This window comes from Paenibacillus sp. OSY-SE (assembly GCF_000283315.1).
GTDB classification, from domain to species: Bacteria; Bacillota; Bacilli; order Paenibacillales; family Paenibacillaceae; genus Paenibacillus_B; species Paenibacillus_B profundus.
Map to the genome: position 1 here is coordinate 17,947 of NZ_ALKF01000192.1, position 15,368 is coordinate 33,314.

14 protein-coding genes are annotated in these 15,368 nt (G+C 48.2%); 9 read left to right on the forward strand and 5 right to left on the reverse strand.

The features are described from left to right. The first annotated feature begins 229 nt into the window (after positions 1-229). A complete protein-coding gene (locus A372_RS0120240; RefSeq protein ID WP_019422720.1) occupies positions 230-1,507 on the forward strand; it encodes an SEC-C metal-binding domain-containing protein in 1,278 nt (425 codons plus the stop codon). A gap of 387 nt (positions 1,508-1,894) precedes the next feature. Here A372_RS0120240 and A372_RS34410 read toward each other — a convergent pair whose 3' ends face one another. The 3 genes from A372_RS34410 to A372_RS0120255 all read right to left on the reverse strand — a co-directional run bounded on the left by A372_RS34410 (position 1,895) and on the right by A372_RS0120255 (position 6,089). Then, positions 1,895-3,352: a sulfatase family protein gene (locus A372_RS34410; RefSeq protein ID WP_019422721.1), complete on the reverse strand. Its 1,458-nt coding sequence runs from the start codon at positions 3,350-3,352 to the stop codon at positions 1,895-1,897. Between the two features lie 15 nt (positions 3,353-3,367). Next, positions 3,368-4,126 carry an IclR family transcriptional regulator gene (locus A372_RS0120250; protein ID WP_019422722.1) on the reverse strand — a complete coding sequence of 253 codons (759 nt, stop codon included), beginning with the start codon at positions 4,124-4,126 and terminating at the stop codon, positions 3,368-3,370. 289 nt (positions 4,127-4,415) lie between these two features. Continuing rightward, positions 4,416-6,089: a DUF4091 domain-containing protein gene (locus A372_RS0120255; RefSeq protein ID WP_019422723.1), complete on the reverse strand. Its 1,674-nt coding sequence runs from the start codon at positions 6,087-6,089 to the stop codon at positions 4,416-4,418. Positions 6,090-6,415: 326 nt separating this feature from the next. On the opposite strand from A372_RS0120255, the gene A372_RS0120260 reads away from it, so the two are divergent. The 5 genes from A372_RS0120260 to A372_RS0120280 all read left to right on the forward strand — a co-directional run bounded on the left by A372_RS0120260 (position 6,416) and on the right by A372_RS0120280 (position 10,684). Continuing rightward, positions 6,416-7,372, forward strand: coding sequence for an aldo/keto reductase family protein (locus tag A372_RS0120260; protein WP_019422724.1), 957 nt, complete (start codon positions 6,416-6,418; stop codon positions 7,370-7,372). Between the two features lie 186 nt (positions 7,373-7,558). Then, entirely contained in the window at positions 7,559-7,687 is a 129-nt protein-coding gene (locus A372_RS39125) for a hypothetical protein (RefSeq protein ID WP_019422725.1), read from the forward strand. 107 nt (positions 7,688-7,794) lie between these two features. Further along, positions 7,795-8,163 carry a nitrous oxide-stimulated promoter family protein gene (locus A372_RS0120270; protein WP_019422726.1) on the forward strand — a complete coding sequence of 123 codons (369 nt, stop codon included), beginning with the start codon at positions 7,795-7,797 and terminating at the stop codon, positions 8,161-8,163. A gap of 150 nt (positions 8,164-8,313) precedes the next feature. After that, positions 8,314-8,682, forward strand: a complete 369-nt coding sequence (locus tag A372_RS0120275; protein ID WP_019422727.1) for a DUF423 domain-containing protein — start codon at positions 8,314-8,316, stop codon at positions 8,680-8,682. A 43-nt stretch (positions 8,683-8,725) separates the two neighbouring features. Continuing rightward, positions 8,726-10,684, forward strand: a complete 1,959-nt coding sequence (locus A372_RS0120280) for a putative bifunctional diguanylate cyclase/phosphodiesterase (protein WP_019422728.1) — start codon at positions 8,726-8,728, stop codon at positions 10,682-10,684. Between the two features lie 62 nt (positions 10,685-10,746). On the opposite strand, the gene A372_RS0120285 is transcribed toward A372_RS0120280, so the two are convergent. Further along, positions 10,747-11,424: a hypothetical protein gene (locus A372_RS0120285; protein WP_019422729.1), complete on the reverse strand. Its 678-nt coding sequence runs from the start codon at positions 11,422-11,424 to the stop codon at positions 10,747-10,749. A gap of 263 nt (positions 11,425-11,687) precedes the next feature. On the opposite strand from A372_RS0120285, the gene A372_RS0120290 reads away from it, so the two are divergent. Beyond that, positions 11,688-11,990: a YunC family protein gene (locus A372_RS0120290; RefSeq protein ID WP_019422730.1), complete on the forward strand. Its 303-nt coding sequence runs from the start codon at positions 11,688-11,690 to the stop codon at positions 11,988-11,990. A gap of 170 nt (positions 11,991-12,160) precedes the next feature. Here the strand turns inward: A372_RS0120290 and mtnK are convergent, their stop codons facing one another. Next, positions 12,161-13,411 (reverse strand): S-methyl-5-thioribose kinase, encoded by a 1,251-nt coding sequence (gene mtnK / locus A372_RS0120295; protein ID WP_019422731.1) that lies wholly within the window; start codon positions 13,409-13,411, stop codon positions 12,161-12,163. Positions 13,412-13,717: 306 nt separating this feature from the next. Here mtnK and A372_RS0120300 point away from each other — a divergent pair, with 306 nt between their 5' ends. Continuing rightward, on the forward strand, positions 13,718-14,206 hold the full coding sequence (locus A372_RS0120300; RefSeq protein WP_019422732.1) for a Dps family protein: 489 nt from the start codon (positions 13,718-13,720) through the stop codon (positions 14,204-14,206). A gap of 358 nt (positions 14,207-14,564) precedes the next feature. Further along, a complete protein-coding gene (gene sufC, locus A372_RS0120310; RefSeq protein WP_019422734.1) occupies positions 14,565-15,347 on the forward strand; it encodes a Fe-S cluster assembly ATPase SufC in 783 nt (260 codons plus the stop codon). Positions 15,348-15,368 lie beyond the last annotated feature (21 nt).

The following is a 15,368-nucleotide window of genomic DNA, read 5'->3' on the forward strand; positions in this document are numbered from 1 at the left end:
TACGTATGTTTTGAGCTAATTTGAAACACACAAGTATTACTTGTTATATTTACTTGGCCCCAGTTCAAGAGAACCCGCCGGCTGCGACAAGCCGAGTTGAGAAAATTTGTTGAGACGTGGCTCCGATTAGTGAAGCAAGCAGTCCCGTGTGGTAGAGACACGTTCTTCCTAGAATATAGGAACACGCGTCTTTTTTTATAATATCGAAACTGTACATTGGAGGGATGGTATGAAAAAACTGGGCAGAAACGATAGCTGCCACTGTGGAAGCGGGAAGAAATACAAGCATTGCTGCTTAGAGAATGACAAGCAGTCCAACGTTGTTCCGATTGTGAAATCGGAAACGGACAATCTGCAATCGGGCGGTGCGGCAACGAAGCGCAACTCCAACCCAGAACAGGATTTGTTTGTATTCATCGAGAGGTTGCCTTGGGAGAGCGAGCTCTATCGGATACTGGCCAAGGGCATAATCAAGCATTGGAGCGGACGCCTGCCCGAACAATATGTGGCATTCGGCATCATGCTCTGGCATTACTATTCAAACGACCAAGAGCCGAATTTCCGCAAGATGGGCGTGTTCTGGGCGGCGTTGGAATACGTTGTGCGCGACCTGCATGAAGACTACGTCACACAGGCGGAAGTGGCTGAGCGGTATGAGGTGTCCGTCAGCTCGCTCGCAACCCGCGTTCAACAGCTGGACGAATATGCGATGGAATTGCTGGTAGGTCAACTTCAGGTAGATGACGACGAAGACGACGATGACTTTGATGAATTACTAGACGAGGATGCCGCAGAACGGGAACGCTCCTTCGATGCGATCGTGAACGATATGCTCGGAACTTCATCTGTGACAGAACAAGCCACTCCTGATTATTATAACGAGTTGGCTGTGACCAAAGCGAAGACGCTCGAGGAAGCACGTGATTATTATCGACAAGGCATTGAGGCGGGAACAAATGATTTGGGACCGGCGTACTTCCGTAAATATAAAGGATATTTCTGGGGCTTGGACGAAACGAGACCGTTCATGCGGAGCAAATCCGGATATGCGGAGGCAAGCTATCTTCTCGGGGACATTGCGGAAGCCGAGTCGCATTTCGCCGACATGCTGGCGCTCAATCCTAACGACAACCAGGGCGTGCGATATTTGTATGTCAATTGTCTTATTCTTCTTGACAAATTCAAAGAGTTGGCGGACCTTCTCGATCAGCATGAGGATGACGAAGGAGCGCATGTAAGCTATCCCCGTTTTTTGCTGGCTTATTATACGAAGCAACCCGAGCCAGTGCTGCGCGAACGGTGGAAGGAAGCGCGGGCAAGCAATCCTTATGTGCCTGCATACATTCTCGGCCGCAAGCGGCTTGGAGAGGAATTGCCTGACTTTTACGGGTTCGGTGACGAAAATGAGGCTATAAGCTACATCTATTATGCTCTGCCTATATGGCAACGGGACAAGCCATTAATAAGCTGGGTCAAGAAACAAGCGACGGCGAAATCGAAACGATAGCGTACCGACAGTATATAACGTATCTATATATGTGAAAGGTTGTCCCTATACAACAGTTCTTACAAGAATGTATTCAGCAAAACTGAAAGGAAGAGTTAAAAGATGCTGATAGGTGCTACTCTTTCTAAAAGGGAGATTCAAACTCTATGCTGAGCTACAATTTTCAGACGAGGGGAAAGTTACTTTCACGGAAGAAGAGTGCACCGGATCAGCTATGATCCGAACGAGTGGCGTTACGAGGCGGTTGTGCAAGGAAGCCGTGTTGTCAACACGGCTTCCCGTACTATCGAGCTTTTACAATTGATTTGAAGTATCACAGGTATGATGCATGACTTGTATTTCATCGTCTTTCGGATTCCAGAAAGGGCAGATGCTTAAGCCGTCACTCTACTGCATCCAATGCAATTGCTCCCATCGCTGAGCTCCTGCGTGTGGCTGCGGCGTACCCGGTGTGCTTCTGCCTTCCTTAATATATCGGGTCAGAAGCTCCTTCAGATTCTGGAGGACTTCGGGATGCTGTTCAACCAGGTTCTGCCGCTCGCGGATGTCCTCACTCAACCGATACAGCTGGAACGGTGGCGCACCCGCAGGTTCCGCCCCCGGCATCGGATCGCTCCATCCGCCTGAGCCGGGGCATAGCTCCAGCTTCCACTCGCCCTTGCGTATCGAGAAGGAGCCGTCGATGGAGTGATGCACGATGGCCTCCCGCAGCGGCTGTTCACCGGCTTCGCCCAGCCATAGAGGAAGCTGGCTTACACTATCTTCGCCTGCATTATCAGGGAGAGGCAAGCCCGCGATATCAGCTGCCGTTGCCATGAAATCCACTAAGCACACCGGCTCCTCGATCATCGTGCCTGCAGCAATCTGTTCGGGCCATCTGACCAATAGTGGAATACGGTGCCCTCCCTCATAAATATCTGCCTTATGCCCTCTGAAGATATAGCTGGGATTATGGCCGACTTGCGCCAGTTCCTCATAATCGGCGCTCGGCGAGCAGCCGTTATCACTGGTGAACACCAGCACGGTGTTGTCCGCAAGTCCGCTGCTTTCCAGCTTGCTCATAATGAGACCGACGACATCATCGCACATGAGAACAAAGTCTCCATACAGGTTCGTTCCCGATTTCCCCTTGAATTCGGGAGTCGGGAGTATCGGCGTATGCGGGGCAGGCAGCGGGTAATAAATGAAGAACGGATTGGAACTGGAACTGGCACCGAATTGTTCAATCCGATCTAGCACCTTCTGCGTCAACCGCGGCAGCACCTCTTCGTGCCGGAAATCCGGAGCTGTCGGGCCCTCGCGCCAAAAACCTTTCTTATCGTCGTTACGCGTCACCCGGTCGGGCATCTGGGTCACCTTGTTGTTCTCGATATAGACATATGGCGGCATATCAAGCGATGCGCTGATGCCGTAGAATTCATCGAAACCGCAATCGACAGGGCCGTTTTGTATCGGTTTGGAGAAATCGACCTCCGCAGGACCATCCCCGCTTTTGTGCCAATCCAAGCCGAGATGCCATTTGCCGAAGCAAGCCGTATAGTAACCAGCCTGCTTGAGAAGAGAAGCAACCGTCATCCGCCCTTCTTCGATAATGCTGCGCGAATACCCGCCCAAGACGCCTTCCTTCAGTGCTGATCTCCAATTGTATCTTCCCGTCAAAATGCTGTACCTCGAGGGAGTGCACACGGCAGAGGAGGAGTGCGCATCGGTGAAGATAATCCCTTCTTTTCCGAGAAGGTCCAGGTTGGGCGTATTGATTTTGGAGTGTTCGTTCAAACAGGAAATATCACCGTAGCCCATATCATCAGCTAAAATGTAAATCACATTCGGTTGTCTCTTCGTCATCAATCGTTCGCTCCCTCAATGTGATATTGTGGAATCACTCAGCAGTCGTTCCACACGTACCGCCTCTTCTTGTAAAATCCGGTAGATGCGTGCAATGAATTGTTCTTCAAAGGATACGCCCGGCATGCCTATCGCAATGGAGGCGACGATACGCGAATGGGCGCGGATCGGAACGGCGATTCGGCGTATGTTCTGCAAAATAAGCCCTTTATCATCGGATAGGCCATTTTCCGAAGCCTCTTCAATGAATCGTTGGACAGAAGCCTTGTCGGGACAGCAGTTGGCGAGGCCGGCCAGATTCGCGTAATCGATGTAAAAGCGTCTTTTCTCGGCACTTGCGTGGGCAAGCAGCAAAAACCCCCAAGGGTGCAGCATGTAATCCGTTCGTACTTCGCCTATCTGCTGCATGACTACGCCTTCGGGATGAACGACTTTATCCCGGCACATCATCCGGCCGTCCCGGAAGTCGATCCAGAGTGAAGTGCTTCCAGTCTCTCTGCAAATGTAATCTAGAATAGGGCCGGTCATGTCGCTGACATCATGTAGGGAATCGGCATGCTTCATCATTCCTAACAGCTTGGCGCCCAGCACATACTGCTGGTTCTCGTTCTTGTCCACATATTGTTGTTCCAGCAGCACCTGCAAATAACGGTTAAGGCTGGCTGCATTCAATTCTAAGACAGCCTTCAATTGGTTGAATCCGATACCTGCTTCAGATTCGGATACTAACTCGATGATGCGGAGTCCGCTGCTTAATCCGGGTGCGGAAGCCATAAATTCACCTCTCTTTTCGAACGAAAGTATTATATATATTACTAGAAGGTATCATATATATTATTTTAATCGTTAGACACCAAAATGACAATGCGTAGTATGTGTTACTCTCTTCGTGGTGCCGAACTTGCTTGTCCATAGTTAGGCTCGAAGTAAGCCCAAGCGTCATCCCGATAAGTGCGAATACGAACGGTGACAGCGTCGCTTTCAGATGAATAAATGCAGGCCGGATCCGCCAAAGCAGAAACGCTGCTAGGAGGGACCGGCCTTTATTATCATATCGTGACGATTACGTGCCTAGAGAACTCGTGCCGCATACCGCTTCCCGAATCCGCTCATTCACCAGCGCACGCTTGTTCAGCAGCCACTCCGCACTGTGCGGGTAAGAGCGGAACGTGAGAGCTTCTTCCATATCATCCTCAATGAGAGCGATAACAGCTTCGTGCCCGATGTACGACTCCAACAGCTGCAGTGCGCGCAAATCCTGCAGCGCTTCCAGCAGCACGTCTAGGCGGATGGATTCGAGCGGGCCTTCCTCTCCCGGATAGACGAGAAACGCATCTCCTGACGGAAATGCATATAATGCATCGGTCGTACGGAACGGGTCAATCCGTTTGCGCGAATATTGCGAATAGTAGAAGTTATATCCCCAATGCAGGAAGCCGTCGACCTGAAACTTATACAGCTGCCATCCTAAGATACGGTTGCGGGCCGAAGGCATGCTGAAGAAGCGGTTCGACACTTCACGGTATTGCGAACAGCAGTAATACGTCCAGAGCGGCTTCACGCCATGCTCGATGAACGGCTCGACATGATTGTTCGCCGGGACGGGAACCTGCACAAGACCGCTCCGATAGAAATCATAGTCGGACAGCGCATCCATAACTGGGAACTCTGCGAGAAGATCAGACACCGCTTCGACGGCTTGGCGATAGGATTCCATCTGTTCGAGCCGCGGTTCGTCCGAGATGTGGAAATGCGAGCGGTCCGCGATTCGATGCGCCTTCAGCCATGTAACCAACTCGGTTAGGAATTGGCGGAGGAATGCGCGGTATTCTGGACCGGCGGCATCCGTTTCCCATCCGAAAATGCGCTGCTCTTCTCCGTCTACGGAAGCGATAATCTTCGGAGCATGCTTTGCGCCCCACTGGGAGAACAGATGGGACATCTCGAAGTATTCCACTCCTTCGTCGAGGCACATCCGCACCCAACGGTCGAGACGCTCGAAGCCGAATGAATAGCGCTCGCCTTCCTTCTTCACATCGACCAGCTGAACGGTCGGGCGTTCACCGCCAACCTCCGTGTCTAACGGCGGGGTGAACAATGGCGTGAGAATCATGTTGATTCCATGCTGAACGGCTGTGCGCACGAACTTCCGAATCAGGTCCCAATGAGCTTCGCTGAATATGTCAACACCATAATAAGTGGCGATTCCGTCACAATGAAACCACTCCGTATGCATAAGCTGCTGCTTGGGCAGCGCGGTGGGGATGACGACAAGCGTAAACGTTTCTTCTCCCAACAGCTCGCCGCTTTCGCTAGCAATGCTCACCGTTATCGGATGCTCTCCTTCCGTCCAGCGCACATCTACCTCAAGGGAGATCCATAATGAGCGCCATTGTCCCGGGCAGATAACGATACCGTCCTGCTCGTGGATCGGCGTCAGCAGATCGGGATACAATCCAGGCGCAGACCTTACGAGGTTGTTGTCATGATGCGCATAGATCGGAAGTTCGGACGGAACCAATTCGACCTTCTGTACGGAGATAGCCTCCGCCACACCGCCTTGCACCTTTACAACGGCATGCTTCATGAGTTCATAACCATGATAGGCTAGCTGAAAATGAAACGATTCTCCCTGCAACGCGCTTGCGGTGCTGAAGGCTGGAGCTTGCAGCGGCTCGTCTGCAAACACCTTAATTAAGGAGCTTATGATGCGAGTGTCCAACGCATTGTTCGTCATAATCCATTCCACCTTTCCGATTATAAATACTGCCACCTAATTCGAATGGGAGCGCTTTCTACATCTTCAACATGGATGTTGATTTTCCTGTGAATGAGAGGAAAAAGATGTCTTTTCTATTGATGCCTTTCACCATGTGCGCACAGGATGTGACGGTCAAAAAGTTGTGAGTTTCTGTTATGGCTGCATCCGTTTCTCTCCTATATAATCCATATGAATCATCGCGTTCCACGGATGCATTGAATATTAATAGTGCGTGTTCGAAAAAAGGGACTTTTTGAACAACCTCTAATAATGAAATGAAGTGACAGGAGGATGAGTAAAAGATGAAGTACCGTCGACTTGGAACATGCGGATTGAAGGTGAGTGAGATTAGCCTTGGCAGCTGGCTCACCTATGGAGAATCAATCGGCCAGTCTCAATCGGAAGCCATTATCGATAAAGCTTATGAGCTGGGCATTAATTTTTTTGATACTGCGAACGTGTACCATGAGGGCGCGGCTGAGGAGATCGTTGGTAAAGCTTTGGCCAAATACGAGCGTTCATCCTACGTGCTGGCGACGAAGGTGTATTTCCCGATGGGAGAAGGGCCGAATGATGGCGGTCTGTCGCGGAAGCATATTATCGAGCAATGCGAGGCCAGCTTGAAGCGGCTCGGTACAGATTACATTGACCTATATCAATGCCATCGCTACGATTCCGAAGCTCCGATCGAAGAGACGCTGCGCGCGCTCGACGATCTTGTCACGCAAGGGAAGGTGCTGTACGTCGGGGTCAGCTCGTGGGAGGCGCATCACATTGCGGATGCCGTTCATACGGCCAGACAATTCAACTTAGACCGCATCGTATCCAACCAACCGCATTACAATATGCTGGATCGTGCCATTGAAAAGGATGTGCTTCCACTATGTGAACAGGAAGGCATCGGTCAAGTTGTCTACTGTCCGCTTGCACAGGGAGTATTGACGGGCAAATACAAGCCAGGAGCTCCGGTACCCGAAGGCACGCGGGCATCTGATGCAAGTACGAACATGTTCATGGACCGTTTCATGCAGGAGCATTATTTACGCAGGGTTGAGCGTCTGCGCCTAATTGCGGACCGGAATGGAATTTCCATGGTGCAGCTCGCACTCGCTTGGATACTACGCTATGACATCGTATCCAGTTGTATCATCGGGGCTTCCCGTCCTGAGCAGGTAGTAGAGAACTGCAAGGCGTCTGGAGTTAAGCTGTCGGAAGAAGATTTGAAGGAGATCGACGTTATTTTAAAAGAAGAGGCCTAGACAATGGGAGAAAAATGTTCGGAGCGCCGCCGTGTATTAACGTGTGCAATAATGCTGCAACAAAATACTACTGTTGCTATAACGATGTAACAGTAACGATGTAGCAGCACACGATGTACCAATATCGCTGTAACGATTTCGATGTAACATAACAGACTTTAGACGATTCAGTGAGGAGGAAGCAACATGACTGCAATGGGCTCCAGCACGTGGAACGAAGCATGGACTTTGACATCCCCCGATCGCAAGCTGAACGTATGTATGATGCTCGACGCCGAAAGGCGTCTTTTTTTGATTGGCTTCAGCATGGAGTGACTGTTTTTTGTTATTGAAGTCATAGCAATCCATTTCTCAATCCGTTACGGTACGTAGAGAGAAGCTTGCACACAGCTTGATAAACGGATGGGAGAGGAGAAATATATATGCGTACCAGGCAGGACGGACCGAGAATCCGTAGAGAAAAGCTAACAGTTAGTGTGATGATCTCCGTTTATTGCCGAGCTCGGCATAGCGATCGTCCAATGTCAGAGATAGATGTAGAAACAGAGAAGGTCACCCTATGCGATGAATGTAAAGAACTGTATTTATATGCACAAAAGAGACTATCCTTCTGTCGATTCGGAGAGGGCAAAACGACTTGCGGCAAATGTCATGTACATTGCTATAAGCCGGAGATGCGCGCCCGGATTCGAGTAGTGATGCGATATGCCGGACCTCGAATGATGTGGAAGCACCCGCTGTTAGCGATAAGACATGCTATTGATGGAATGCGTCCTGCCCAAGAAAAATAGAAGCGCAACCACTCTCTACGATGAAGATGTTCCACTATAATATGGACAATTCGAATATTCCTTGTGGAAAAACGCAGCACATTCAGATAAGATAGAATCGTAAAATATAGTTAAAAATTGCCGAAATTCGTTCTTAGAGGAGCTGACAACATGTTGCGACGATATACGATGATAGGAAGCTTAAATGCGTTGTTGTCCGTTGCGCTGGGGGCATTTGGCGCGCACATTATGAAGGGGTATTTGACCGCAGAGCGGATGGCTACTTATGAAACAGCAGTGCAGTACCATATTGCCCACGCCTTAGGTCTTATTCTTATCGCAATATTGGCGGACAAGCTTGCAGATCGACAGAAAGTGTTATGGGCGGCTAGACTCATTTGGATAGGGATTATTATTTTTTCCGGCAGCTTGTATTTGCTCTGCTTTACGGGAGTTGGCATGTTAGGAGCTATCACGCCGATCGGAGGAGTTGCGCTCATTGCGGGTTGGTTCATGCTAGCTTTAGCGGCACGTCGTTAAGACTGTGTCGAGATCGACTTCAAGGCCGGAAGGAAGAGATGTGGTGAACAACCCGAAAGAACAGGAGCTAGAATCACGACGGCAAAAGACCCGGCTGGCTTCTACTAACGTCATTCGATTTGCTCCGGCCGCTGCAATGGGAGCTGGAGCATGGGCCTGGTGGGTAGCCGAAGGTAGTCTGCGTGTAGCGGTATCCCTCGTGCTGTTGGGGATGATTATCTATGTTGTCTACGTTGAGATCATCATGAAGCGTTTCCGACATACAAGCCTCAGCCAAGCACTAACTGACGATACTTTGACCGGTGCATCAGTAAATACAAGTTTGAAGCATGTATATAACCATGTCCCCGTTCCCATTCTGTTTCTTAGACGAGATGGATTTGTCATAGGCGCGAACACATCGTTTTACGAAGAAACGCAATTTGACGATACTGCGTTGTCTGTTGGACAGTGGATAGATGAGCGCTATAGAGCAAAGCTCTCGAACGCATTATCCGAAGCGCTGGATGGCAGCGAGGTTCAATTGGAACTCCTCGGTTACCACAACCAAGGCTTCCCGCAGGATTGGATTGCCCATATCGCTCGTATGCCGGACTGTGTGTATCCGAATCCGTCATTAGACCACCCGCTGTTCTCGGTATGTCTGCAGGATGCCAGTCCGGACCGGCATATGGCAGAACGGATTCGGTATATGTCGTATTATGACGACATGACGGGACTTCCGAATCGGCGCATGTTCATGCAGCGGTTGGAGGAAGCGTTGAATATGGCGGCAAACGCTTCTTTTACCATCGTGGTCATGTATATGGACCTCGACCGGTTTAAGCGAATTAACGATACGTTTGGAACCGACTTTGGAGATATGCTGCTTATGCAGTGCGCCGAACGGCTCCTTCGCTCCATGACGGATAACGATGTCGTTGCGCGAATGGAGGGCGATGAGTTCGCTTGTTTTCTTACATACATAGAATCGGAGCAAGAAATGCATGAACGGGTGCGTCAATGTTTGGCTGTGATGGAGGAGCCCTTCTATTTGAATGATATCCCAGTGCATGTCACGATGAGCATTGGGGTTACCATCATTGACAAATCACAGTATCATGCGAAAGCCGGCATGGCGATAAAGCAGGCGGACTTAGCGTTGTCTCGCGTGAAAGAGCAAGGGAAGAACGGGTATTTGTTCTACACTTCGGAAATGAATGACCGTCCACTGGAACGAATTACGCTTGAGAATGACATGCGAATTGCGTTAACGAAGGAAGAATTCGAGTTATTCTATCAGCCTCAAGTGGACATGAATTCTCAACAAATTGTCGGTGTGGAGGCTTTGGTGCGGTGGAATCATCCAGAGCGAGGCCTCATTTCACCAGGAGACTTCATCCCGCTGGCGGAAGAGAACGGCTTTATCGTCGCATTGGGAACGTGGGTAATGGAAGAAGCGTGCCGGCAAAATATGAAATGGCAGAACATCGGACTTCCGCCCATCCCTGTATCCGTCAACTTGTCCGTAAGGCAATTCGAGATGAAGAACTTGGCGGAGACCGTACGGGATGTGTTAATCCGAACCGGACTTGAACCTCGCTATCTTGATCTGGAAATTACGGAGAGCATGACATTGGATGTATCCAGAGCCTCTCATATATTGAAAAAGTTGAAGGATATGGGCGTCGCGATCAGCATTGACGATTTCGGAACGGGGTACAGTTCACTTCACTATTTGAAAAACTTCCCGATTCATCGCTTAAAGATTGATCGTTCCTTCGTTCGTGACTTGGAGCATGACCCGAATGATGCTGCAATCGTATCTGCCATCATTGCTTTGGGCCATAATATGAACATGCAAGTGATCGCCGAGGGCGTAGAGACCGAAGATCAGCTTCTATTCTTGCAGAAGCATCGCTGCGATGAAATTCAAGGCTATTATTTCAGTCCTCCATTATCTTGTCAACGGTTTGAGGAACTGTTCCGACGTCATTGCAAGCAAGAAGTTACTCAAATGTAGAGAAAAAACAAAGACAGCCACATCGTTAGTCGAGAGACTTTCTGTGTGGCTGTTTGATTTTCTCATGATTGCTGATTCATTTCTTCTATCTCGGACAAGTGGTAGGCGTATACTTGCTTCTGGTCGACATGATATACGTTTAACAATTGATTCGTGGCATCATAGTTGAGGAAGCGGCAAGGAAGACTGATCCTAATCCCCTTCCCTTTGTTGACGGATAATCGTACTAAGCAGTTCTGTTCAATATTTTGCTTGATTGTGCGCTCTATTTGAGTGAGCCGTTCTGTGTAAGTATCGGTTGTCGATTGTGCCGGAGCAGCAACTGCCGGCGGTCGCTCGGCCTCATGCTGCATATTCCTCTTGTTACCAACGTTACCCTTATCTATAGGCAAGTTCCCTATCTGCTCGGGATTCGCACCAGCTCGAACAGTTGAAGCGTTAGACGCCATTTGTGGAGCGTGGCTCTTCGCACGAGAAGGGGCGGAGCTTTGATTGGCGATTCGCATTGCTGTTAGCTTGCCGAACGGGGTCGTATTCATTTTTTGCTGTTGCATCGTTTCCATCATTTCTAGTAAAGAACCGAGTTCGATTCCTGATTGCACCCGAAGGTCTAATATTTCAGGATGCGTTTGCAGCAAGTGTAACAGTTGTTCTAGCGCAGCCACGTTGGATTCGCCTTGAATCATGATATCGACATTGAACTTATAGACGGACTGTTTCGCTGTAATTGGATAAAGCATATTGTGTAATTCCTCCAACCTGGACATTTTGCCTAGATGAGACCATTATAATACGGGACAAAAAAAGAATTATAGTCCTAAAGTACCAAAATGAATAAAAAATGCCCATATGAGGCAAAAAGATTGCTTCTGCATAACATATAGTGCGTGTTCAAAAAGGTCTCTTTTCAGCGCCGAATAGCTTCTTGGGATACTTCGTGATCAAAAAGAGGACTTTTTGAACAACCATTTTATTATCTTTTAACGCAGAAGGAGGTAGTTCATTGATACGATTACTGCCGATGACGATTGAGGGCCATACCGTTCTCGGAGTAGAAGTGGAACTCCCGAAGACAACCTTGTTAGCGATAACGACAAGCAAAGGCTACATTATGTGTGGAGCGCTTGATGTAGGTTTATTGAATGCGAAGCTGAAAGATCGCGGCATTATTGCCGGTCGCGCTGTCGGGGTTCGCACGTTGGAGCAATTGCTGGATGCCCCGCTTGAATCGGTAACGCATGAAGCTGAAGGACTAGGTATCCTTCCTGGAATGAGAGGCAATGATGCTTTGCTGCGCATGATCTGACATGAACGGATGCTCGCGTCGGTGAATGGATCAGAACCGCGAGGCAGGCAGAACGTTCCATTTAGGGATGGGATGTCCCACCTTCGCCTTATGTAGGAATGAACGCTTATTTGTTCATGCCCATTACCGACTCGAGCTGACGCAAAGCATTTGGATTGTGCAGTAGTACATTATGCTTGAACCCCTGCAATACCATGTTCACAAGCCGTGATTACTTCATCGATCGACTGAATGCGGCGATTCATGTTCACCAGTCTTTTTCCAATAAAGAGGGCTGTGCGCTGCGCGCGTTCTCTGACATGCAGATCCGATATGCTGTCGATATCGGCAACATGAGCGAGCCCGACGATGCGGCGAATCATTTTGCACCCTGCATAGCCAACTGAATCTTGAAGCACCCGAGTTAGATAAGTGTCTTGATACCCGTCAGTCTGTGCCATGCGGTCTACGACATGATTGTCCCATAACGACCGGAATCGTGACTCGAATTGATTCCAGATATCCCGCACCATCTGCAGTAAGTAAGCTCGATATTGTCGGCGCGTCTCTTCATCGGCACTCCAATGTTCCTGAGAAATCGTATTCAAGATCAGATTGGCGATGATGGCGCCGATATCGAAGCCCATAGGTCCGTAATACGCAAACTCCGGATCAATGACTTTGGTGGACTCCGGTGTAATAAAAATACTGCCCGTATGTAAATCCCCGTGCAGCAGCGCTTGAGCCTGGGTGAGGAACTTCTCGCGCAGCAGCATCACTTCGAACTGCAGGCCGCGATCCTGCGACAGCTTCTTCAACTCGTCTTCAATCGCTGCATCACAGTTATTGTTCGGCGAAGCGGTGTATGGATCATCAAAGATGAGATCTTCCGTAATCTTGCACAACTCCGGATTGATAAAGCGTTCCACATTCCGTTTCTTATCCTGCTGGTTAAGGCCGAGATCGGAGCTGAAGAACAGCGTCTTTGCCAAAAATTCAGCAATATGTTCAGCAAAGAGAGGATAAAGATTACGCTGCATCAATCCCGCGCGCATAATCGTGTAATCGCTTAAATCCTCCATAACCGTCAAAGCCAAGTCAGGGTTGTACAAATATACTTTCGGCACCAGATGAGGCACAAGTTGCCCTTGGGCGATAAGCGCTTGGCTTTCGATACGTGCACGATCTAACGTTAATGGCCATGACTCTCCCACCACTTTTGCATAAGGGAGCGCTTGCTTGATAATAATACGTCGTGGAGACAGAGCCGAATCCGTCGTGTCTTTGCTTATTTCATAAACACGAAATACTAAATTTAAATTGCCGTCTCCGATTTCTTCACATCGCAGGGAGGCAGTGGGGGAAAAGACACCTTCAATATTGCGTGCCAGTTGAACGGCATCTTCTATACACAATGGACGGTAAACTGTGGATTTCGTCATAGTGGACAAGCACCTCCCGAGTTACAATATTCCTGAACTGTGAACAATCCTGTTCCATGTCGAGACTGTTTCGAATTAGTATATAAGATTTTTTTGCCTATTGAAACACTAATTTTTAAGGAACTTCTTAATGAATGTACTGATTCATAAAGGGGACAAAACGGGTACATAATCAGTAGCAAGGCAAGTGAAAATAATGGTAAAAATTACAAACTTAAAGAGCTTGATAAAGTCTTGTTAAAAACTAATTCTTATATTAGAATAATTATTAACAAGAAGTAATTAAATTTTAGGAGGAATAATACAATGGCCAACCAACAAAATGCGCAACTCCAAACACTTTTGAATCAACAAGTAGCGAACTTAAATGTAATGTATGTGAAACTTCATAATTATCACTGGTTTGTAAAAGGACACTTGTTCTTCAACTTGCATGAGAAATTCGAAGAATTATATAACGAAATTACAGAGAAGATGGATGAAGTGGCAGAACGCCTGCTTACAATCGGCGGGAAACCATATGCGACGTTGAAAGAGTACTCGCAGCATACAACCATTCAAGAAGGAGTCGGAAACGAAACATCCGAAGATATGGTGAAGCAATTGATTAAAGATTTTAACCAATTGATTAAGGAGTTCGGCGAAGCTCAGGAAGAAGCGCAAAAAGTGGGCGACGAAGTGTCGAACGACTTGTTCATTGGCATGCAAGGCGACTTGGCAAAACACGTATGGATGCTGAGCGCATACATTGGAGAAGAATCCAAAGCCGCTCATCTTAAAGCGGTTCAGAACTAATTGCGAATCACGTTACAACCGAATTTGAATTACAGCTTGTCAATGAGCTGTATTACATCGAGCGCATCCTGCAGAGGGGTGCGCTTTTTGGTGGGATATGAGCTGGAAATAGGAAATAGACAAAAGATTATCGATGAAAAAAAGAAGGGAAAAGGGGGATGGGACAAGGCTTGTCCGGGGTGTTGGTTGATTTATACAAATCATTGTTTTAAAATTAAGATTGAGAATCAATGATAATCAATTTATAATGATTATAAGATAATATTTTTTATAGAGAAAAGATTCATCTCCCGCGATCAATCTTTCTTTACAGTATACATGTTCTTCACAAATCCATCAATCTGGAGGTAACACACACATGGCAACTCAATTCGTCATTAATGGTTTGAAAGCAACCATTGAAGGTAAAGAAATTTTAAAAGGTATCGACCTGGAAATGAAAGGCGGCGAAATTCACGCCATCATGGGTCCGAACGGTACAGGTAAGAGTACGCTCGCTTCGGCGCTTATGGGCCATCCCAAATATGAAGTAACAGAAGGCAATGTGACGATTAACGGCGAGGATCTGCTTGAAATGGAAGTGGATGAGCGCGCGCGTGCGGGACTGTTCCTTGCTATGCAGTATCCAAGCGAAATTGCCGGCGTAACGAATTCCGACTTCATGCGCAGTGCTATTAACGCCCGCCGCGGCGAAGGCAACGAAATCTCGCTTATCAAGTTCATTCGCCAAATGGAAGGCAAAATGAAAGAACTCGAAATGAATGAAGAATTCGCCCATCGCTATTTGAACGAAGGCTTCTCCGGCGGGGAGAAAAAGCGTAATGAAATTTTGCAAATGATGATGCTGGATCCGAAGATCGTCGTCTTGGACGAAATCGACTCCGGTCTTGACATCGACGCGCTAAGAATTGTAGCGAACGGTGTTAACGCAATGCGCAGCGAAGACCGCGGCTTCCTCATTATCACTCACTATCAGCGGTTGTTGAACTACGTCAAGCCAGACTTCGTTCACGTTATGATGCAAGGACGTATCGTGAAATCCGGTGGTCCTGAGCTCGCAGAGCGTTTGGAAGCAGAAGGATACGATTGGGTCAAGGAAGAACTGGGCATTACCGATGAGACGGTAGGAAAAGACGCTTAAAAATCAGCAATCGACAGATAG